This window comes from Pseudonocardia sediminis (assembly GCF_004217185.1).
GTDB lineage: Bacteria > Actinomycetota > Actinomycetes > Mycobacteriales > Pseudonocardiaceae > Pseudonocardia > Pseudonocardia sediminis.
Map to the genome: position 1 here is coordinate 1,455,007 of NZ_SHKL01000001.1, position 18,831 is coordinate 1,473,837.

The 18,831-nt window shown below is 74.0% G+C and carries 16 protein-coding genes; 9 read left to right on the forward strand and 7 right to left on the reverse strand.

The genetic code is table 11. The features are described 5' to 3' along the window. The first annotated feature begins 93 nt into the window (after nt 1-93). The gene (locus tag EV383_RS07015) at nt 94-1,038 is read left to right on the forward strand and encodes a glycoside hydrolase family 16 protein (protein WP_130289152.1); all 945 of its coding nucleotides are present in this window, start codon (nt 94-96) and stop codon (nt 1,036-1,038) included. A 99-nt stretch (nt 1,039-1,137) separates the two neighbouring features. On the opposite strand, the gene EV383_RS07020 is transcribed toward EV383_RS07015, so the two are convergent. Further along, nucleotides 1,138-2,124: a carbohydrate kinase family protein gene (locus EV383_RS07020; protein WP_242622944.1), complete on the reverse strand. Its 987-nt coding sequence runs from the start codon at nt 2,122-2,124 to the stop codon at nt 1,138-1,140. A 47-nt stretch (nt 2,125-2,171) separates the two neighbouring features. On the opposite strand from EV383_RS07020, the gene EV383_RS07025 reads away from it, so the two are divergent. Further along, on the forward strand, nt 2,172-3,194 hold the full coding sequence (locus tag EV383_RS07025; protein WP_130289153.1) for a CobW family GTP-binding protein: 1,023 nt from the start codon (nt 2,172-2,174) through the stop codon (nt 3,192-3,194). An 82-nt stretch (nt 3,195-3,276) separates the two neighbouring features. On the opposite strand, the gene EV383_RS07030 is transcribed toward EV383_RS07025, so the two are convergent. Beyond that, nucleotides 3,277-3,849, reverse strand: coding sequence for a hypothetical protein (locus EV383_RS07030; protein WP_130289154.1), 573 nt, complete (start codon nt 3,847-3,849; stop codon nt 3,277-3,279). Nucleotides 3,850-3,952: 103 nt separating this feature from the next. Continuing rightward, nucleotides 3,953-4,954: a small ribosomal subunit Rsm22 family protein gene (locus EV383_RS07035; protein WP_130289155.1), complete on the reverse strand. Its 1,002-nt coding sequence runs from the start codon at nt 4,952-4,954 to the stop codon at nt 3,953-3,955. Between the two features lie 117 nt (nt 4,955-5,071). Here EV383_RS07035 and EV383_RS07040 point away from each other — a divergent pair, with 117 nt between their 5' ends. Then, nucleotides 5,072-6,571, forward strand: a complete 1,500-nt coding sequence (locus tag EV383_RS07040; RefSeq protein WP_130289156.1) for a bifunctional 3-(3-hydroxy-phenyl)propionate/3-hydroxycinnamic acid hydroxylase — start codon at nt 5,072-5,074, stop codon at nt 6,569-6,571. Between the two features lie 9 nt (nt 6,572-6,580). Here EV383_RS07040 and idi read toward each other — a convergent pair whose 3' ends face one another. Genes idi through EV383_RS07055 form a run of 3 tightly spaced genes read right to left on the reverse strand, consistent with a single transcriptional unit; the run spans nt 6,581 to nt 8,939 of the window. Beyond that, nucleotides 6,581-7,111, reverse strand: a complete 531-nt coding sequence (idi, locus tag EV383_RS07045; RefSeq protein ID WP_130289157.1) for an isopentenyl-diphosphate Delta-isomerase — start codon at nt 7,109-7,111, stop codon at nt 6,581-6,583. Nucleotides 7,112-7,138: 27 nt separating this feature from the next. Continuing rightward, on the reverse strand, nt 7,139-8,188 hold the full coding sequence (locus tag EV383_RS07050) for a type III polyketide synthase (RefSeq protein ID WP_130289158.1): 1,050 nt from the start codon (nt 8,186-8,188) through the stop codon (nt 7,139-7,141). Nucleotides 8,189-8,192: 4 nt separating this feature from the next. Then, nucleotides 8,193-8,939, reverse strand: a complete 747-nt coding sequence (locus tag EV383_RS07055) for a class I SAM-dependent methyltransferase (RefSeq protein ID WP_130289159.1) — start codon at nt 8,937-8,939, stop codon at nt 8,193-8,195. Nucleotides 8,940-9,027: 88 nt separating this feature from the next. On the opposite strand from EV383_RS07055, the gene EV383_RS07060 reads away from it, so the two are divergent. Further along, the gene (locus EV383_RS07060) at nt 9,028-9,804 is read left to right on the forward strand and encodes a UbiA family prenyltransferase (protein WP_242622945.1); all 777 of its coding nucleotides are present in this window, start codon (nt 9,028-9,030) and stop codon (nt 9,802-9,804) included. Nucleotides 9,805-9,846: 42 nt separating this feature from the next. Here EV383_RS07060 and EV383_RS07065 read toward each other — a convergent pair whose 3' ends face one another. Further along, a complete protein-coding gene (locus tag EV383_RS07065; protein WP_130289161.1) occupies nt 9,847-10,974 on the reverse strand; it encodes a geranylgeranyl reductase family protein in 1,128 nt (375 codons plus the stop codon). 134 nt (nt 10,975-11,108) lie between these two features. Here EV383_RS07065 and EV383_RS07070 point away from each other — a divergent pair, with 134 nt between their 5' ends. The 5 genes from EV383_RS07070 (at nt 11,109) to EV383_RS07090 (ending at nt 18,807) form a co-directional block, all read left to right on the forward strand. Next, nucleotides 11,109-12,629: a DHA2 family efflux MFS transporter permease subunit gene (locus tag EV383_RS07070; RefSeq protein ID WP_130289162.1), complete on the forward strand. Its 1,521-nt coding sequence runs from the start codon at nt 11,109-11,111 to the stop codon at nt 12,627-12,629. Nucleotides 12,630-12,662: 33 nt separating this feature from the next. Continuing rightward, nucleotides 12,663-13,844, forward strand: a complete 1,182-nt coding sequence (locus tag EV383_RS07075) for a CaiB/BaiF CoA transferase family protein (RefSeq protein ID WP_165438265.1) — start codon at nt 12,663-12,665, stop codon at nt 13,842-13,844. After that, on the forward strand, nt 13,841-15,994 hold the full coding sequence (locus EV383_RS07080) for an acetate--CoA ligase family protein (RefSeq protein WP_130289164.1): 2,154 nt from the start codon (nt 13,841-13,843) through the stop codon (nt 15,992-15,994). The genes EV383_RS07075 and EV383_RS07080 overlap by 4 nt, the downstream gene beginning before the upstream one ends. A gap of 615 nt (nt 15,995-16,609) precedes the next feature. Beyond that, nucleotides 16,610-16,969, forward strand: coding sequence for a hypothetical protein (locus EV383_RS07085; RefSeq protein ID WP_130289165.1), 360 nt, complete (start codon nt 16,610-16,612; stop codon nt 16,967-16,969). After that, nucleotides 16,966-18,807, forward strand: a complete 1,842-nt coding sequence (locus EV383_RS07090; protein WP_130289166.1) for an FHA domain-containing protein — start codon at nt 16,966-16,968, stop codon at nt 18,805-18,807. The genes EV383_RS07085 and EV383_RS07090 overlap by 4 nt, the downstream gene beginning before the upstream one ends. The last annotated feature ends 24 nt before the right edge of the window (nt 18,808-18,831 follow it).

An 18,831-nucleotide genomic window follows, 5' to 3' on the forward strand; every position in this document is an offset into this window, starting at 1 on the left:
GTGGAAGAGCTAGCGTCGCTCACGATCTGCGGTGAAATGAGTGCAGTCCTGAGAAACGAGTGACGGGAGAGACGAACGGTGCGAACGCACGCGATGTCCCGATCCCTGGCCGTTCTCGCCGCCACGGCGGTGGGTGCGGCGACGGTGGTCGGCACGGCCGCCACGGCCGAGGCTGCGCCCGCGCCGGTCCGGTCCGCGGCGTCCTCCGCCGCCCCCGCAGCGCTCGCCCCCGGCGCCGGGAACTGCCCGAACACCGCCGCGCAGAAGCTCGGCTGGGGCGACCCGACCCGGGTCTCCGACTTCGACGGCTCGACGGTCCCGCCGGACTGGCACCCCTACGGCCCCGAGCCCGGCCACGACAAACAGGGCACCCGCACCCCGGAGGCGATCACCGTCGCCGACGGCATGATGTCGATCAACGCGGAGCAGGACGGCACCACCGGCGCCGTCAGCTGGCACCCCGGGCAGCAGTACGGCCGCTGGGAGTCCTGCGTGAAGTCCGACGAGGGGCAGGGCGGTCTGAACGCGTTGCTGCTGCTCTGGCCGGTCGCCGAGAACTTCCCGGTCGGCGGCGAGATCGACTGGATGGAGATCAGCGACGACTCCCGCCAGGAGACCGGGTTCTTCCTGCACTACGGGGAGAACAACGACCAGGAGTCGGCGACGGTGAAGAACGACGCCACGAAGTGGTCGGCCTACGCGCTGGAGTGGACGCCGGAGAAGATCTCGGTCTTCGTCAACGGCGAGGAGTGGTACTCCACCACCGAGAAGGACCACCTCCCGCCCGGCCCGATGAACATGACCATGCAGATGGACTACTTCCCCGAGGCCGGGGGACCGTCGGCGATGCACATGGACTGGGCCCATCAGTGGGCCCTGCCGGAGAGCGAGCCGGCCGAGCTGACCCTGGCCCCCGGTGCGCCGGCGACCGGCCAGCCGCGGGACTACCCGGACCGCAAGCCCCGCGCCCAGGGCGACACCGAGCAGACGGCCACCACCCCCCGGGTGCGCACACTGCACCCCACGACCACCGGCTGAGGCCGGACGCCCCACGGATTCGTGGGCGGCGAGGGACGAAAAGAACTGGGGCCGTCCCTCGCCGCCCACGTCCTCGCGTCCTGCGGGGAGCGGGCGCCGCTACAGGCCGAGGTCGGCCAGGGTGGGCGGGTTCGCGCCGTGGCGCGAGCAGGTGATCGCCGCGGCGGCACCGGCCTCGTCGAGCACCGCGTCCAGGGTGCCGGCGTCGATCCGGTAGAGGTCGTCGCGGGCACCGGCCCCGAGCAGACCGCGCCGGTGCAGACCGGCCAGCATCGCCGCGGAGAAGCTGTCCCCGGCGCCGACCGTGTCCACCACGTCGACCTTCTGCCCCGGGCGGACGGTGTGCAGGCCGCTCGCGGTCCCGGCGACGACGCCCTCGCCCCCGAGTGTGACCGCGACGAGGGCCGGGCCCAGCTCCAGCCACTCGGTGATCACGTCGGTGGGCTCGCGGCCGGGGGTGAGCCAGCGCAGGTCCTCGTCGCTGACCTTGACGACGTCGGCCAGGCCGAGCAGCTCGTGCACGCCGGCGAGGACCTCGGCCGGGTCGCCCATCAGCAGGGGGCGGCAGTTCGGGTCGTAGCTGATCGTCGCGGTGTCCACGGCCCGGGCCATCAGGGCGCGCAGCTCCTCGGCGCCGGGCGGGGTGGTCAGGGCCAGCGAGCCGGAGTGCAGCGCCACGACCGGCGTCGTCCCGTCCGGTTCGAGCGCCCCGGCGAGCTCACCGGCGGTCCACTGCCAGTCCGCGGTGCCGGAGATCCGGAAGTCGTAGCTCGCCACGCCGTCCTCGGCGATCTCCACCAGCGCCAGCGAGGACGGCTCGCCGGCCTCGACGACGTGGGAGAGGTCCACGCCGTTGTCGTCGAGGTGCGCGCGCAGCCGCCGGCCCAGCAGGTCGTCGGCGATCCGGGCCAGCATCCGGGCGGGCACCCCGAGGCGGGCCAGGCCGACCGCGACGTTGGCCGGGCTGCCGCCGGGGGCGAACTCGAAGTAGCCCTGCGCGGGGGCGGGCACGATGTCGACCAGCGCCTCCCCGGCGACGGCGATCACGCCTCGGGGCACGTCGGAGGGCATGCGGGGACCGGACATGGCGGTCACTCTGCCACGGTCCGCGGCGGCTCTGGTACTCATGACCGGTGCCCCGGAAGATCCCGGTCGTCGTGCTGGCCGGGTTCCTCGGAGCCGGCAAGACGACCCTGCTGAACCATCTGCTCGTCGCGGGAGGCGACGCGCGGATCGGTGTGGTCGTCAACGACTTCGGTGCCGTCGGGATCGACGCGATGCGCCTGGCCGGGCAGGCCGGGTCGATCGTCGGACTGGGCAACGGCTGCCTGTGCTGCGAGGTCGGGGAGGACGGGGTCGGGGAGATCCTGGACCGGTTGACCCGCCGTCGCGACGAGGTCGACGTCATCGTGATCGAGGCCAGCGGCATCGCCGAACCCGGCACGCTGGTGCAGCTCGTGCTCGACGCGGCCGGGCCGCACCTGGTGTTCGGCGGGCTGGTCGAGGTTGTCGACGCGGCCGAGTTCCTGGCCACCCGCAAGCGGCACCCGCAGCTGGACAAGCACGTGGGCCTGGCCGACCTGGTCGTGCTGAACAAGATCGACCGGGTGGACCCCGGGACGCTCTGGCGGGTCCGGCGGCTGTGCCGGGAGGCGAACCCGAGGGCCCCGATCGTCCCGGTCCGCGACGGTGCCGTGGACCCGGCGCTGCTCTTCGACATCGAGATCGTGCCCGGGCGGCAGCTGATGCTGGGCGAACAGGTGCGCTCCGACGACCACCCTGCCGGCGACCACGGGGCGCACCTGCACGCGGGCTACCAGAGCGTCTCGTTCGTGTGCGACGAGCCGCTCGACGCCGCCCGGCTGCGCGAGCTGCTCGACACCCGCCCGGCCGGGATCTACCGGATCAAGGGCTCGGTCCGGTTCTCCGCGGCGCCCGCCCGGGAGCGCTGGGACCTGCACACCGTCGGCCGCTACGTCCGGTTCCACAAGGCGCGCTGGGACGCCGGTGAGCCCCGCCGGACCAGCCTGGTGCTGATCGGGACCGGGCTGGAGACCGAGGCGATCTCCGCGAAGCTGCGGGCGTGCGTCGCCGACGAGCACTCGCGCCGCGACCCGGACGCGATGCTCCCGGTGTTGCGCTACGCCGCCCGGTGATCGTCCGTGCCGGGGGTCACCGTGCCCGACAGCACGGGCCCCGGCAGCACCGGGCGCAGGCCCGGACCTGAGAGGTCCGGGCTCAGACGCTCTGCAGGTCGGGACCGGTCGCGGGCTCGACGAGCTGGTTGAGCGACTCGGCGGCCCAGGACTGCTCGTCGGCGACCGCGGTCCACAGCAACGACCCGAGCGTGCGCGTCGGGTCGACCCGGCCCGACACCCAGGACGGGGTCGCGGCGAGCCGCTCGGCACGACGGCAGAGCGCCCAGGCGCCCGACTCCCGGTCGGTGACGTCGATCGCGTACCGCCCGTGCCCGTGCACGGCGCGGTAGCGCCGGACCGGGTTGGTGCTCACGTGGATCAGGCCCAGCAGCCCCGCGGCGAGCGCGAAGCCGGTCGGCAGGGCGAGCAGGAACGTGAGCGCGAACCACGCCCAGCTGTCGCCGCCGATCCAGAGCCCGGCCACGGCGGAGCCGAGGACGACGGTCGCGACGATGCTCCCGGCGGGCAGCCGGGTGTAGACGAGATCGCCCTGCTCGTCGATCGCGTAATGGGTTCCCGCGATGAGCTGCGGATCGTGGACGCGGTACCCGGAAGGGGTCCTGACCAGCGTCGGGAGGCGGTCGGCCGGTGCGCCGATGACGAAGTCGTTCATGATGGTGCTCGTTCTGCAGCTGTGACGCTCGCGGCCCACCGGATGGCCGTCGCGACACGAGTTTCGCCGATGGAAGCTCCGCTGTTACACGATGTGTTGCGCGTCACGCATCGAGTTGCGGCCAGTGGTCCCCCCAGCCGGTGTCCCGGGCGGCCCGGTAGTGCTCCCGGCGGCTCTTGGGGACCGGCCGGTCGGTGATCGCCCCGTCGCCGGTGCACAGCCGCAGCGTCACCAGTCCCTTGCGCTGCAGCGGGTGCCGCAGCACCCGGTTGCCGGCGTGCGCGGGGGCGCCGCGGGTCGCGACGACGTAGGCGAACTTCTCGTCCTCGTGCCCCAGCGTGCCGCCCTTGAGGCCGCGGTGCCGCGACGTCCGGTCCACCCGCGCCGCGAAGTGACACCAGTCGTCGCCGATGACCGGGCAGGTGCCGTCGTGCGGGCAGGGTGCGGCGACGGTCATCCCGGCGTCGAGGAGGCGGGCGCGCGCGTCGAGGACCCGCCGGTACCCGGCCGGGGTGCCGGGCTCGAACACGGCCACGGTGCCGGCCCGGCGCGCGGCCTCGTCGACGAGCGGGCCACGGACGGGTTCGGAGAGCTCACCGAGCACGTAGGAGACGGTCACCAGGTCGGCGTCGGGAAGGGTGGTGCCCTCGCCGAGCAGCGTCCGTTCCCAGCGCGCGGAGCGCACCGCCGGGTTCTCCGCGCCCGTGACGAGCCGCCGGCCCAGGGCGATCACCGGCTCGGCGCCCTCCAGCACGGTCGCGGACCCCAGCGACGGCCAGAGCCGGGCCGCGGCCCACACGGCCGCCCCGGTCCCGCCGCCCACGTCGAGATGGGTGCGCGGCGCGAGGGCGGCGACGGCCCCGGCGGCGCGGGAGAGCCCGTCATACACGGCGGTGTAGGTGGCCGGCATCCGGTAGGCGGCGTAGGCGGCCGCGTCGTCGTCGGTGCGCAGGATCGGGGCCGTCGCGACGCCGCCGCGGACGTTCCCGGGCCCGCCGCGGTAGTCGCCGATCAGCCGCTCGACGACCGGGGTCAGCCGGGACGCCGGGACCCGGTCCAGCGCGTCGTCCAGGGCCCGGGCCAGGTCGTCGGGCAGGGCGGTCACCGCGGCGACGCTACCGGCACCCCCTCCCGGGCCCGCCCGCCCGTCCCGGCCCCGCCGCGTCCCCACGCCCGGCCCCGGGGCAGCCGTCGCCGGGCCCGGTTCTGGTTGGCTGGTGGTGTGCCCGTTCCCGGTCCGGTCCTCGTCGTCGGGGCCGGCCCGACGGGTCTCGTCGCCGCGTTGCTGCTGGCGCGCCACGGCGTCGAGGTGATCGTCGTGGAACGCCGGGACGGGGTGCACCCGCTGCCGCGCGCGGTGCACCTGGACGACGAGTCGGTGCGGATCCTGCAGGCCGCGGGCGTCGCGGACGGGTTCACCGCGGTCAGCCGCCCGGCCGCGGGGCTCCGACTTCTCGATGCCCGTCTACGCCCGTTCGCGGAGTTCCGGCGCTCGGAGTCGGGCCTGCACGGCTGGCCGGAGTCGAACCTGTTCGACCAGCCCGCGCTGGAGGAGCTCCTGCGCGACGCGGTGGCCGCCCAACCCCTGGTCACGCTGCACGAGGGTGTCGAGGTGGCCGGCGTCGAGCAGCGACCGGACGGCCTGTCGGTCCGGCTGCGTACCGAGCGGGGTCACGGGGCCGTCGGTCACGACGGGCTGGCCGCCCCGACCGAGGGCCGCCCCCGCCCGGAGACCACGATCTCGGCCTCGGCGGTCCTGGGCTGCGACGGGGCGCACAGCACCGTCCGGGACCTGATCGGGGCCCGGATGCGCGACCTCGGGTTCACCGAGCGCTGGTTCGTGCTCGACGTCGCCTCGTCGGAGCCGCTGCCGACCTGGGGCGGGGTGGACCAGGTCTGCGACCCCGCGCGCGCCGGCACGTTCCTGCCCCTGCCCGGTGACCGCTACCGCTGGGAGTGGCGGATGCACGACGGCGAGGACGCCGCCGACCTCGCCGAGCGGATCCCGGAGCTGACGGCCCGCTGGACCGGTGCCGTGGACGTCGACGTGCTGCGCGCCGCCGAGTACACGTTCGCCGCGCGGCTGGCCGACCGCTGGCGCGACGGCCGCGTGTTCCTGCTCGGCGACGCCGCGCACCTGACCCCGCCGTTCATCGGGCAGGGCCTCGGCGCCGGGCTGCGCGACGCCCACAACCTGGCGTGGAAGCTCGTGGACGCGCTCGCCCGTCCGGCGTCCGCGGAGGCCCTCCTGGAGAGCTACCGGCTCGAGCGGGCCCCGCACGCGGAGGCGGTGATCCGCGGCGCGGTCCGGGTGGGGCGGGCGATGACCGGTGGGCCGGGCGCGGTCGCGGCGCTGCGCCGCCCGCTCGTGGCGGGTGCGCTGCGGATCCCCGGCGTCCGGGCGCGGGCGTCCCGGGTGCTGACGACCCGGTTCCCGGCGGGGGAGTCGGTGGACCGGCGGCGGCACCGCCGCGACCTCGTCGGCGCCCACTGCCCGCAGGTCCGGATCGGCGACCGGCGCCTCGACGACGTCCTCGGCCCCGGCTGGGCCCTGGTCACCGACGGGCCGGTGCCCGACGGGCTGCGGGCCCGGGCCGAGCGGGTGGGGGCGGGGACCGTCCGCGTGGGCGAACTCGGTGGGTGGCTCGCCGCCGGGCGGGCCGGCGCGGCGTTGCTGCGCCCCGACCGGATCGTCGCGGCGACCGCCCCGCGGCCCGGCTGAACCGCCCGGTCAGGCGGCCAGGAGCGGGTCGTTCAGGGCGTCGAGGAGGGGGACCTGCAGGCGCGCCCAGGGGGACAGGCCGCTGTCCGGGTCGGCGGCGGCGTCACGGAAGCGCGACCAGTCCCACCATTCGACCGTCTCCACCTCGGAGGGGTCCGGGCGGGGCAGCCCGGCGATGCGGCAGACGTAGACCGGGCAGAGCTCGTTCTCCTCGACCCCGTCGGCGGAGGCCCGGTAGCTGAACTTCGGCAGGACCAGCCGCATCTCCACCGGCTGTACGCCCAGCTCCTGGAACAGGCGCCGCTGCACCGCGTCGGCGATCTTCTCGCCGGGCCCGGGGTGCCCGCAGCAGGTGTTGGTCCACACGCCGGGGAACACCGCCTTGTCCAGCGCCCGCCGTGTGACCAGCAACTGCCCGGAGTCGTTCACCCCGTAGCAGGAGAACGCCAGGTGACGCGGGGTGGTGGCGCCGTGCACCGTCGCCTTGTCCGCGACGCCGACGGCGTTCCCGTCGTCGTCGAGCAGTACGACCAGTTCCATGTGTTCCTTCCGTGGAACCGAGCGGTCCTAGACCGCCCGGAGTAACGCAGCGTAGAGCGTGAGCCCCGGACCGAACGCCAGCGCGATGCACGCCCGTCCCGATCGTGGCAGGCCCGCCGAGCGCAGCGCGTCGAGCACCAGCAACACCGTCGCGGACGAGCAGTTCCCGCGCTCGGCGAGCACGGCCCGCGAGGCGTCCAGCGCGCCCGGGGCCAGCTCCAGCTGCTCGGCGACGACGTCGAGGATCCGCGGCCCGCCCGGGTGCACGGCCCAGCCGTCGACGTCGCCCAGGGACAGCCCGTTACGGTCCAGCAACCCGGTGACCATCCCGCGCACGTGCCGGGCCAGGACGCGGGGGACCTCCGGGGACAGCCCCATCCGGAAGCCGAGGTCGGTGACCTCCCACGTCATGTGGTCCGAGGTCGACGGGTCGGTGACGGCGGCGACGTCGAGCACCTCCAGCGCGCCGTCGGCCGGGTCCGGGACGAGCGTGACGGCAGCGGCGGCGTCGCCGAACAGCGCGTGCGACACGACCTGGCCGCGGTCACCGTCGGCGGGCTGCACGTGCAGCGACGTCAGCTCGCAGCACAGCGCCACCGCCGGGCGGCCGCGGCTGACGACGAAGTCGGCGACCGTGCCCAGGCCCGGGATCGCGGCGTAGCAGCCCATGTGTCCGACGACCAGGCGTTGCGCGTCCGGTGGGAGGCCCAGGTCGGCGGCGACCCGGATGTCGAGGCCGGGCGTGGAGTAGCCGGTGCAGGACACGACCTCGAGCAGCCCGACGTCGGACGCGGGGAGCCGTGCGTCGTCCAGTGCCGCGGCCACCGCCTCCTTGCCCATCGGCACCGACTCCACGGCGTAGCGCCGCATCCGCTCGCCGGTGGACCACCCGGAGACGTCCTCGACGAGCGGGTTCACCGCCGAGTGCCGCCGGTCGACCCCGGCCGAGGCGAAGATCCGCCGCGCCACCAGGTCACCGCCGGAGCGGGGCTCGAAGTAGCCGTCCCAGATCTCGCTCTGCTCGATGGCCGGGCCGGGAAACGACGTGCCGAGGCCGGTCAGGTACGCCGATCGCATCTCTCTACAGTCCCCCGTCCACGGTGGAACCGCCCGTTGTCCGCCGTCCGACGCCCTGGAACAGCACCGCCGTCGTCGGCACGGAGACCATCCGGACCTGGTCGGACCGTCGCCGGACCCATCGGGTGAGATCACGCACCGACGGCCGGATCCCGCGCAGCGTGAGCGTCACCCCGTGCCGGGCGCACTCGCGGCGCAGCCGGTCGCGGTCCACGAACAGCGCCGGGTCGTGGATGCCCGGCGGCGGTCCGCCCGGGACCTTCTCGGCCAGCGTCACCGCGACGAAACGGCCCAGTGCCGTCGCCGCGATCGTGTCGACGACCAGGGTGCCGCCGGGGCGCAGCAGCCGGCACGCCTCGGCGACCGCGGCGTCGAGGTCGGTGACGTGCTCCAGGATCTCCCCGGCCGTGACGACGTCCGCGCAGCCCGAGGCCAGCGGCACCCGGCAGATGTCACCGCGGACCGCGGTCACCCCGTGCTCGGCGGCCTGGCGCAGCGCGGAGTGCGTGTAGTCGACGCCGACGTGGCGGTATCCGCGCAGGTGGGGGGCCATCAGACCGGCCCCGCAGCCGAGGTCGACGAGGACCGCGCCCTCGCGTGACGGCGGCGGGACGAGCGCGGCCCGGGCGACGGCGAGCCAGTGCAGCATCGCGAACATGCCGTACGGGTCCCACCAGTACTGCGCGAGGTCGTCGTACTGGCCCGGGTCGTTGCGGGCCCGTGCCGGGGTCGTGCGCACATGCGTGCCCATGCCCCGAGGCTGCCACAGCGGGAATCTGGCAGCCTGGCCGAACATGTGGGCGTTGCTGCGGTGTTGCCATCCGGAACCGACCGCCGCGGTGACCGTCCTGATGGGTGCGCTCGCCGTCACGACCGGGCATTCGCTCACCGGCGTGCTGCTGGTGACCGGTGCGGTGCTGACCGGGCAGCTCTCGATCGGCTGGCTCAACGACGTCCTCGACGCCCCGCGTGACGTCGCGGTCGGACGGACGGACAAACCGATCGCGTCCGGCGAGGTGTCGCCGCGCACGGTGTGGACGGCCACGGCCGTCGCCGTGGTCGCCTGCGTGGTGCTGACACTGGCGGCCGGGGGAGTGGCCGGCGGGGTCGTGCACCTGGTCGCGGTGGGCGCCGGCCTGGCCTACGACCTGGGGCTCAAGTCCACCCGCGCGTCCCTGGTGCCGTACCTGGTCTGCTTCGGGCTGCTGCCGGTGTTCGTCGTGGTCACGCTGCTCGGCGGGCCGTTCCCGCCGTGGTGGCTCCCGGTCGCGGGCGCGCTGCTCGGCGGCGGGGCGCACTTCGCGAACGTGCTCCCCGACCTCGACGACGACGCCGCCACCGGCGTCCGCGGCCTGCCGCACGTCCTCGGGGCCCGGGTCAGCCGGTTCGCCGCCGCCGGGTTGCTGCTGGCCTCGACGGTCGTGATCGCGTTCGGCGCGCCGGTGCCGGTGTGGCTGGCCGCCGGGGTCCCGGTCCTGGGCCTGGTCCTGCTCGTCGTCGGGTTCCGGCTCGGGGTGCGCCCCGGGTCGCGTGCGCCGTTCCGCGCCGTGCTGATCGTCGCGGTGCTGGCGGTGGCGCTGCTCCTGGCCGCGGGACCCGGCGTCGTCGGCGCGTGAGCGGCGCGGCCCCGGCGATGTACGAGGCGCCGGCGTTCCCGGCTACCGGCCGGTCACCAGGTGGGCGAGGACCAGGCCGAGGGCGGCCGGCGGGACGGTGCCGCGGGCGAGCCCCAGCTCGACGGCGGCGTCGAACACCCGCGCGTGCTTCGACGCGGCGGTGATCGCGGCGTCGAGGAACCGCGGGCGGGCGGCCAGGCGGGAGATCGCGCCGACGTGGCGGTGGTGGCGGGCGAAGGCGCGGTCCATCGACGCCCGGTGGGTCGCCCCGGCGGCCGCGCCGAGCAGGGCGTCGCGTCCGGCCAGGATGCCGGAGGCGATCGCGTCGTAGATCCCCTCGCCGGTCAGCGGGTTGATCTTCGCGGCGGCGTCGCCGGCGAGCAGGACCCGGCCGTCGGGGTGGAAGCGCGGGGTGGTCGACAGCGGCAGGTGGTGCGCCCGGACCGTCGACGGGTCGGGCTCCTGGCCGGGCAGCAGCTCGTGCAGGCGGTCGACCAGGGCGTCCTTGTTGCCGCCGCCGCGCTTGTCGAACACGCCGTAGCCGACGTTCGCCCCGCCGCCGGCGATCGGGAACGACCAGGCGTAGGCCGGATAGGGGCCGTCGGCGTACTCGATGGTCAGGGTGTCGCGCTCGGCGCTGCGCGGGGCGTAGCCGCGGATCGCCACCGCCAGTGACCCGGGCGGACTCGCCGGGGCGCCGAGCAGCCGCCGGACCGTGGAGTTCGCGCCGTCCGCGCCGATCACCGTCCGCGCGGAGATCTCGCCGTCGATCACGACCCGGTCGCCCTCGGTCTCCAGCGTCCGCACGCGGTGCTTGCGCAGCTCGGCGCCCTTCTCGACGGCGGCCTCGACGAGGGCGTTGTCGAAGGCCAGCCGGGTGATGACGCGGTTGGCCCGCGGGCAGTCCCGGTCCACCGACCGCCCGGACGGGGTGCGCAGCCGCAGCCGCGGCATCACCGGGCCGAGGTCCTCGACGCCGTGCACGTCGAGCCCGTGCAGCAGGTCGAACACCTGGGCCGCGACGCCGTCGCCGCACGTCTTGTCCCGGGGGAACGTCGCGGCGTCGAGCAGCAGGACCGTCGCGTCCGGGCGCAGGCGGCGGACCTGCATCGCCGCGGCCGCGCCGGCCGGGCCCGCGCCGACCACGGCCACGTCGTACAGGTCGTCCATGAGGTCTCGCCTTCGTCGGGTGCGCGGTCCCGGTCCGCCGGGGGAGAACCGGGTCGATTCCCGGCCACGATCCCTGTTTACTCGAACCACCGCCTCCCGAACCCGCTCCCGTACGACAGCACCAGGAGATCCCTGTGACCACCGGACCGTCCACCGGAACGCATGATCCGGCGGCCCCCGCACGGCCGAACGCGAGCGACTCGCTGGTCATCTGGCTGCTCGTCGGGTCCGCGTTCGTCATGATCCTGAACGAGACGATCATGAGCGTGGCGCTGCCCGCGCTGATCGTCGACCTGCAGGTGTCGCCGAGCACCGCGCAGTGGCTGACCAGCGGGTTCCTGCTGACGATGGCCGTGGTCATCCCGATCACCGGGTTCCTGCTGCAACGGTTCCCGGCCCGCGCCGTCTACATCGCGTCGATGACGCTGTTCAGCCTCGGCACCCTGCTCGCCGCGCTGGCCCCCGGGTTCGCCGTGCTGCTCGTGGCCCGGGTGATCCAGGCCTCGGGCACCGCGGTGATGGTGCCGCTGCTGATGACCACCGTGCTCAACCTGATCCCGGCCGAGCGCCGCGGGCAGACGATGGGCACGATCTCGATCGTCATCGCGGTCGCCCCGGCGATCGGTCCGACGATCTCCGGCCTGATCCTGTCGTCGCTGGGCTGGCGCTGGATGTTCTGGATCGTGCTGCCGATCGCGCTGGTCGCGCTGGCGTGCGGGGCGACCTGGCTGCGGGTCGCGGCCACCGAGACCCGACGGGTCCCGCTCGACGTGGCGTCGGTGATCCTGTCCGCGGTCGGGTTCGCCGGGCTGGTCTACGGGCTGAGCAGCCTCGGTGAGGCCGCACGCGGGGCGTCGGAGGGGCTCCCACCGTGGGTCCCGGTCGTCGTCGGCGCGGTGGCGCTGACCGTGTTCGTCCTGCGCCAGATCCGGCTGCAGCGCCGCGACGCCGCCCTGCTGGACCTGCGCCCGTTCACCCACCGCACGTACACGCTGTCGCTGGTCCTGGTCGCGCTCGGGTTCACGTCGCTGTTCGGCGGGCTGATCCTGCTGCCGCTCTACCTGCAGGACGTCCTCGGCCGGACGGCGTTCGTCACCGGCCTGGTCGTGCTGCCCGGCGGTCTGGCGATGGGACTGCTCGGCCCGATCGTCGGGCGGGCCTACGACCGGCTCGGCGCGCGGCGGCTGGTGGTGCCCGGGTCGATCACGCTGTGCGCCTCGCTGTGGATGTTCGCGACGCTCGGCGAGACCTCCCCGCTGTGGGAGATCGTCGCGATCCACGTCGTGCTGATGGCCTCGCTCGCCCTGATGTTCACGCCACTGATGACCGACGCGCTCGGCTCGCTGCCCCCGAACCTGTACTCGCACGGCAGCGCCATCCTCACCACGCTGCAGCAGGTCGCGGGCGCGGCCGGGACGGCCCTGTTCATCACCGTGATGACGCTGGCCTCGGCGCGTCCGGACGGCGGGATCGACATCACCGGGCTGCGGGCGGCCTTCACCTGCGCCGCGGTCGTCTCGGTCGTCGTCGTGCTCGTCGCGTTCTTCACCGGACGCCCGGGCGGGGCGAAGGCGGCGGCTGGGGACACGGCGGCGGCCGGGGACACGGCGGCGACCGAGACCACGGCGGCGGACGAGAAGGCGGAGCGCTCTTGACGTGATCGGCGTCGTGCCCGTTGCATGAGGGCGGTGAACGCTCCGCTGGACGGGGTCCGCGTCGTCGACCTGACCACGACGTTCCTGGGCCCGTACACCACGATGCTGATGGCTCGGATGGGCGCGGACGTGATCAAGGTGGAGACCCGTGACGGTGACGTCCTGCGCGACGTCGGCACCGGTCGTCACCCGGGCATGGGGCCGATCTTCCTCACCGCCAACCACGGCAAGCGCAGCATCGCGCTGGACCTGAAGAGTCCGGGCGGGCGGGCGGCGATGCGGCGCCTCGTCGCCGGCGCGGACGCGTTCGTCACGAACATGCGCCCGGACGCGGTGGAGCGCCTCGGCCTCGGCCCGGACGAGCTCACCGCCGCCGACGGACGGCTGGTCTACGTCGCCCTGCGCGGCTTCGGCGCGGAGGGCCCCTACCGCGACCGCGCCGCCTACGACGACGTCATCCAGGCCGCCAGCGGGCTCGCCGCGGTCCAGGGCGGCGACGGCGACCCCGCCTACGTGCGCAGCGTCGTCGCGGACAAGGCGGTCGCGGTGATGGGCCTGGCCGCGGTCAACGCCGCGCTGTTCGCCCGCGAGCGGACCGGGCGCGGCGGGTTCGTCGAGGTGCCGATGTTCGAGTCGATGGTGTCGTTCCTGATGCTCGAGCAGCAGAACGCGCGCGTGCTGGACCCGGACGGCGCGTGCGGCTACTCCCGCACCGCCTCGCCGAACCGGCGGCCCTACCGCACCGCGGACGGCTTCCTCGGCGTCATGGTCTACACCGACAAGCAGTGGCTGTCGTTCTTCGAGCTGATCGGGCGCCCCGAGCTCGCCCACACCCCGCGGTACTCCACGATCACCGGCCGCACCGAGCACATCGACGAGCTCTACGGCCTGGTCGCCGAGGCCCTGCCGGCGCGCACGAACGCCGAGTGGGTCGCCGCGATGGAGCCGCTCGGGATCCCGGTGCAGCCGGTGCTGTCCCCGGACGACCTCCTCGCCGACGAGCACCTGCGCGCGGTGGAGCTGTTCGAGCAGGTCGCCCACCCCAGCGAGGGGACGCTCACGCTGCCGCGGCTGCCGATGTCCTTCGACGGTGAGCACGCCGCACCCGTGCGCGGCGCACCGCGACTGGGCGAGCACGGCGCCGACGTCCTGCGCGAGGCCGGTCTCGACGACGCCGAGATCGAGCACCTGCGCGCCGACGGGGTGCTGTCGTGAGCGACGAGCCGTCCGCGCTGGTGAGGGCCCTGACCGACCCGGGCACGATCGCGGTGATCGGTGCCTCGGACGACCTGGGCAAGCTCGCCGGGGGACCGGTGCACAACCTGGTCACCGCCGGGTTCGCCGGGCGGATCGCGCCGGTCAACCCCCGCCGTCCGGAGATCCAGGGCCTGCCGGCGTACCCCTCGATCACCGACGTCGACGGGCACGTCGACATCGCCGCGATCGTCGTGCCTGCGGCCTCGGTGCTCGCCGAGCTGCGCCGGTGCGCCGAGGCGGGGGTGACGCTGGCCGTCGTGTTCTCCTCCGGCTTCGCCGAGATCGACGACGCCGGCGCCGCCGTGCAGGACGAGATCGCGGCACTGTGCGTGGAGACCGGGCTGCGCGTGCTCGGGCCGAACTGTCTCGGCGCGGTGTCCGCCTCACGGGCGGTGGTGGTGTCGTTCTCCAGCGGACTGCGCGGGCGCCACGAGCCGGGGACGACGGCGATGGTCAGCCAGTCCGGCGCGCTCGCGCTGTGGCTCTACACCGGCGCGCAGCGCGCGGGGCTGCGGTTCAGCCAGTTCGTCACGACCGGCAACGAGGCCGACCTGACCGTCTCCCGCGTGCTGCGCGAGATCGTCGAGCTGGACGAGACGCAGGTGCTGCTCGCCTACTTCGAGGCGATCCACGACGTCGGCGCGCTGCGCGGGCTCGCCCGCCGGGCCCGCGAGCTGGACAAACCCGTCGTCGTGCTCAAGGCGGCCCGCTCCGAACAGGGCGCCCGCGCCGCGGCGTCGCACACGGCGTCGCTCGCCGGGTCCGACCGGGCCGCGGACGCGCTGCTGAGCCGGCTGGGGCTGCTGCGCGTCGGCACCACCACCGAGCTGCTCGACGCCGCCCGGGTGTTCGCCCCGCGACGCCGCGCCCGCGGGCGGCGGCTGACCATCCTGTCCGTCTCCGGCGGGGGCGGGATCATGATGGCCGACGCCGCGTCCGCGCACGGGCTCGACGTCGTCGAGTGGGAACCGGAGTGGCAGGCGCGGATGGCCGAGGCCATCCCGGCCTACGGGTCGCCGCGCAACCCGGTCGACGTCACCGGCTCGGCGAGTGCGAACCCGCGGATGCTGGAGGACGCCCTGCGGGTCGCCGTCGAGCACCCGGGCACCGACCTGATCGCCGTGTTCGGCGGCGACACCGCACTCTCCGCGCCGTGGATCACCTCGATCTGTGCGGTGCACGGCGAGACCGACGTCCCGATCGTCGTCGGCTGGCTGGGTGCGGGTGAGTCGGTGCGCCGGTTCACCGACGCCGGCGTCCCGGTCTTCGGCGATCCCACCGCCGCGATCGACGCGCTCGCGCTGCTCGTCCGGCACAGCCTGGACCCGGTGGAGCCGCTGCCTCCGGACGCCGCACCGGACCCGCTGCCGGAGCCGGTCCGGGCGCTGCTCGACGGCGTCCGCGCACAGGGCCGCGACACCCTCGACGAGCTGGAGGCCGGGACGCTGCTGCGCGCCTTCGGCGTCGACGTGGCCCCCGGCGCCCGTGCCGCGTCCGTCGAGGAGGCCGTCCGGGCCGCGGACGAGCTCGGGTACCCGGTCGCGGTCAAGGTCCTGAGCCCGGTGCTCGCCCACAAGTCCGACGTCGGCGGCGTGGTGCTCGGCCTCGGCGACCCGTCCGCGGTGCGCGAGGCCACGGCCCGGCTGCTCGACATCGCTACGGAGCGGTCGCCGGCCGGGGACGCGGCGCAGACCGGTCCGGACAGCTCGCCGTCGGTGCTCGTGCAGGCGATGGCGCCGCCCGGGGTGGAGATGGTGCTGGGGATGCACCGCGACGACACGGCGGGCCCGGTCGTCCTGGTCGGCTCGGGCGGGGTGCTGGTCGAGCTGCTCGACGACGTCACCGTCGCGCTCCCGCCGCTGAGCACCGCGGCCGCGGGACGCCTGGTGGACTCGTTGCGCGGATCCGCCCTGCTCAGCGGCCTGCGCGGAGCCGATCCCGTCGACCGGGACGCGCTGGTGGACCTCGTCGTGGGGTTCGCCGCGATGGTGCACGCGCTGCGCGACGAGCTGGCCGAGGTCGACGTGAACCCGGTGGTCGTGGGCCCGTCGGGGGCGGTCGCGGTGGACGCGTTCGTACGAGTGCATGACCACGCAGCGACACCGTGACGCCCCGGACGGCCCAACGTCGTGAGGGCACATGTCCGTACTACTTCTCATCCGGGCGGATCTCGCTCGCGTTTCCGCAGGTAGAAGCGGTGGCCCCGGTCTGGTTCCACGCAAACTGACACGATCGGGTGATCCTCGCGGGTCGATCTCGAGGTCTCGTGAGGTCCCCGTGAGGTTGCTCCGGACGGGAAATCAGTGATCCAGATCACCTGATCACTGCCCGAACAGGCCCCTCAGGACGCTTTCCCATACTCCGGACGGGGGTATCGGAAAGCCTCCGAATGGTCGCTGTGCACAATTCCGACATGCGCCTCGACTCCCGCTTCGCCGTTCGACGTCATGTCGATCTGCGTCGCCAGGCGAGCGCACTCTGTACGGCCCCGGTGAGCTGAGCCCGGGCCCCCGAGGGGGCCTGCCCTCGCCCCACCGCCACCGGCCCCGCGCTCTCGCGCGGGTTCGTCTCACCGGTCCGGCGTCCGCCGGAACACCCCCACGCCCCGGCCGACCGCGCCCGAACCGGACGGTCCACTTCGGACTGACCGGGATCCCGCGCCCTCGGCCGCGACGTCCGGCCGGACCGTCCGCTCCCCACACCTTGTAGAACAGGAGCTCGTCGTGCCACGCAATCGCGCACGATCCACCGCACGCCGCATCGTCGGCGGTGCCGCCCTGGCCGGGTCCGCCCTGGTCGGGCTGTCCGGGGCCGCCCAGGCGGCCACCCCGGACCTGGTCCCCGACCTCGCCCCCTACCTGACCGAGCACAACGAGGTCCAGCCCGACCCGGCGCCGACGGCGCCCCCGGTCGAGTCCTCGTTCACCGCGTTCGACTCGACCGACCCGGTCCAGCAGCTGCGTGACTTCACGCCTGCCGGTGTCCCGGCCGCCGGCCTCGTCGACTCCCTCGGCGACGTCCCGAAGAAGATCACCCCGACCTTCGGTGGCGGCGGCAGCGGCTCCGGGGCGGGCTACGAATGAGCATCCTGGGTTCCCGCTGGGCGAAGCGGTCGCTGTTCGCCTTCGTCGGCGCGGCCGTCGTGGCCGGCGTCACCGTCATCCCGGCCACGGCCGCGTCGAGCATCGACAAGGTCAAGTCCGAGATCACCGGCTCGGACGGCAAGAACTACTGGGTCGAGAACAACCTCAAGGACGGGGCCAAGGAGGAGCAGGCCACCGCGCAGGCCGCCGACGGCAAGCGCAAGGAGTACATGATCGTCTGGGCCGGTGACGAGAACGTCGGCGACACCGTCGTCCCGGACGTCAAGAAGCTCCCCGGCTCGATCACCGACCCGGCCGACAAGGTGCGCGACGCCGCGCCCGGCCCGGACTTCATGGCCGTCATCGACGCGACCAAGGGCTCCCCGGAGTACGGCAAGGTCGTCAACACCGCGACCGTCGGGCCGCTGGTGGAGAACGAGCCGCACCACATGCAGTACACGTGGAGCAAGGGCGACAAGATCTACGCCGGTGGCCTCTACAGCGCCGCGACCTACGTCTTCGACGTGGCCGCCCTGCCGGAGCTCAAGCTCTCCGGCATCAGCCTGCCGTCGCAGACGCTGTGCGGATCGGTCCCGGACGCCTACTGGGTCCTCAAGGACGGCACCGCCTACGGCACCTACATGGGTGGTCCGGTCGTGCCCGGCCCCTGCAGGTACTCCAACGGCGAGGTCCGCACCGGCAACGGCTTCGCGGGCTCCCCGGGTGCGGTCATCCGCTTCGGTGAGGACGGCAAGAACCTCGTCGAGGCCCCGGCCGCGACCGAGACGCCCGAGGACCCGACGCAGTGCCTCAACACCCCGGCACTCGGGCAGCCGACGTGCGCGAACCCGCACGGCGTCCAGGTCCGCGAAGACCTGAACACGATGGTCACCAGTGACTACGCCGAGCCGCGCGCGATCATCCTCGACCCGGTCAAGAACCCGTCGCCGTACCTGCGACGGCCGACCGTGCGTACCTGGGACATCACCGACCGGAACCGTCCCCAGGTGAAGTCCGTCGCCTACCTCCCGACCGGGCCGCGGTCCAACGGCGAGGACCCGCTGCGCAACGAGAACCGCGCCGCGATGGAGACCACGGTCACCAACCAGCCGGGTCACAAGGGCGCGTTCGCCCAGACCATGCAGGGCGGGGCGATCCACTACACGCCCGACATCACGGCCAAGAACCCGGTCTGGCGTGAGGTCTTCGACCTCTCCGCCGCCTACCCGGACCTGGACCCGGGCGCGGTCAACGGTGGCCCGAGCGCCAACGGTGGCTGGGTGCAGACGAGCGAGGACGACAAGACGCTCTACCACGCCGTGATCGGCCGTAAGGCCGGCACGCTGGGCCCGGAGGACAAGGGCACCGCGGGCGGCGTCATCGCTCTCGACATCGAGAAGCTGGTCAACTCCGGCGACGCCACCACCTGCTCGATCGACACCACCGAGGAGATCACCGCCGGCGGAGCCGAGGACGACTGCCCGACGCTGCGCAGCACCCAGACGATCAACCCGGACAAGAAGGGTGACGGCCCGCACTGGGGCGCCCTGGACAACCTGTCCCTGGGTGACGACGGCTTCTACCACCACGACTCCCAGCCGGACCGGCTCGCGACCGCGAACTACTTCGTGGCCCGCACCGGCACCGACGGTGACCACCGCGTCTGCATGGTGGACATCGGGGAGGACGGCAAGCTGACGCAGGACGAGTCGTTCAAGGACGAGAACACCGACACACCCTGTGTCTCGTTCAACCGTGAGAGCTGGCCGCACGGCGACTTCGGCAACGCCAAGCCCCACTCGATGCTCTTCGTCACCAATGACGCGGACATCAAGTAGTTCCCCTGCCCGGCGGCGCACCTC

Bases quoted from the DNA above. Each gene is read 5' to 3' on its own strand.
- EV383_RS07015 (WP_130289152.1), top strand. From the start codon at position 94: ATGTCCCGATCCCTGGCCGTTCTCGCCGCCACGGCGGTGGGTGCGGCG.
- EV383_RS07020 (WP_242622944.1), bottom strand. From the start codon at position 2,124: ATGTCCGGTCCCCGCATGCCCTCCGACGTGCCCCGAGGCGTGATCGCC.
- EV383_RS07030 (WP_130289154.1), bottom strand. From the start codon at position 3,849: ATGAACGACTTCGTCATCGGCGCACCGGCCGACCGCCTCCCGACGCTG.
- idi (WP_130289157.1), bottom strand. From the start codon at position 7,111: ATGGAACTGGTCGTACTGCTCGACGACGACGGGAACGCCGTCGGCGTC.
- EV383_RS07050 (WP_130289158.1), bottom strand. From the start codon at position 8,188: ATGCGATCGGCGTACCTGACCGGCCTCGGCACGTCGTTTCCCGGCCCG.
- EV383_RS07055 (WP_130289159.1), bottom strand. From the start codon at position 8,939: ATGGGCACGCATGTGCGCACGACCCCGGCACGGGCCCGCAACGACCCG.
- EV383_RS07065 (WP_130289161.1), bottom strand. From the start codon at position 10,974: ATGGACGACCTGTACGACGTGGCCGTGGTCGGCGCGGGCCCGGCCGGC.
- EV383_RS07090 (WP_130289166.1), top strand. From the start codon at position 16,966: ATGAGCATCCTGGGTTCCCGCTGGGCGAAGCGGTCGCTGTTCGCCTTC.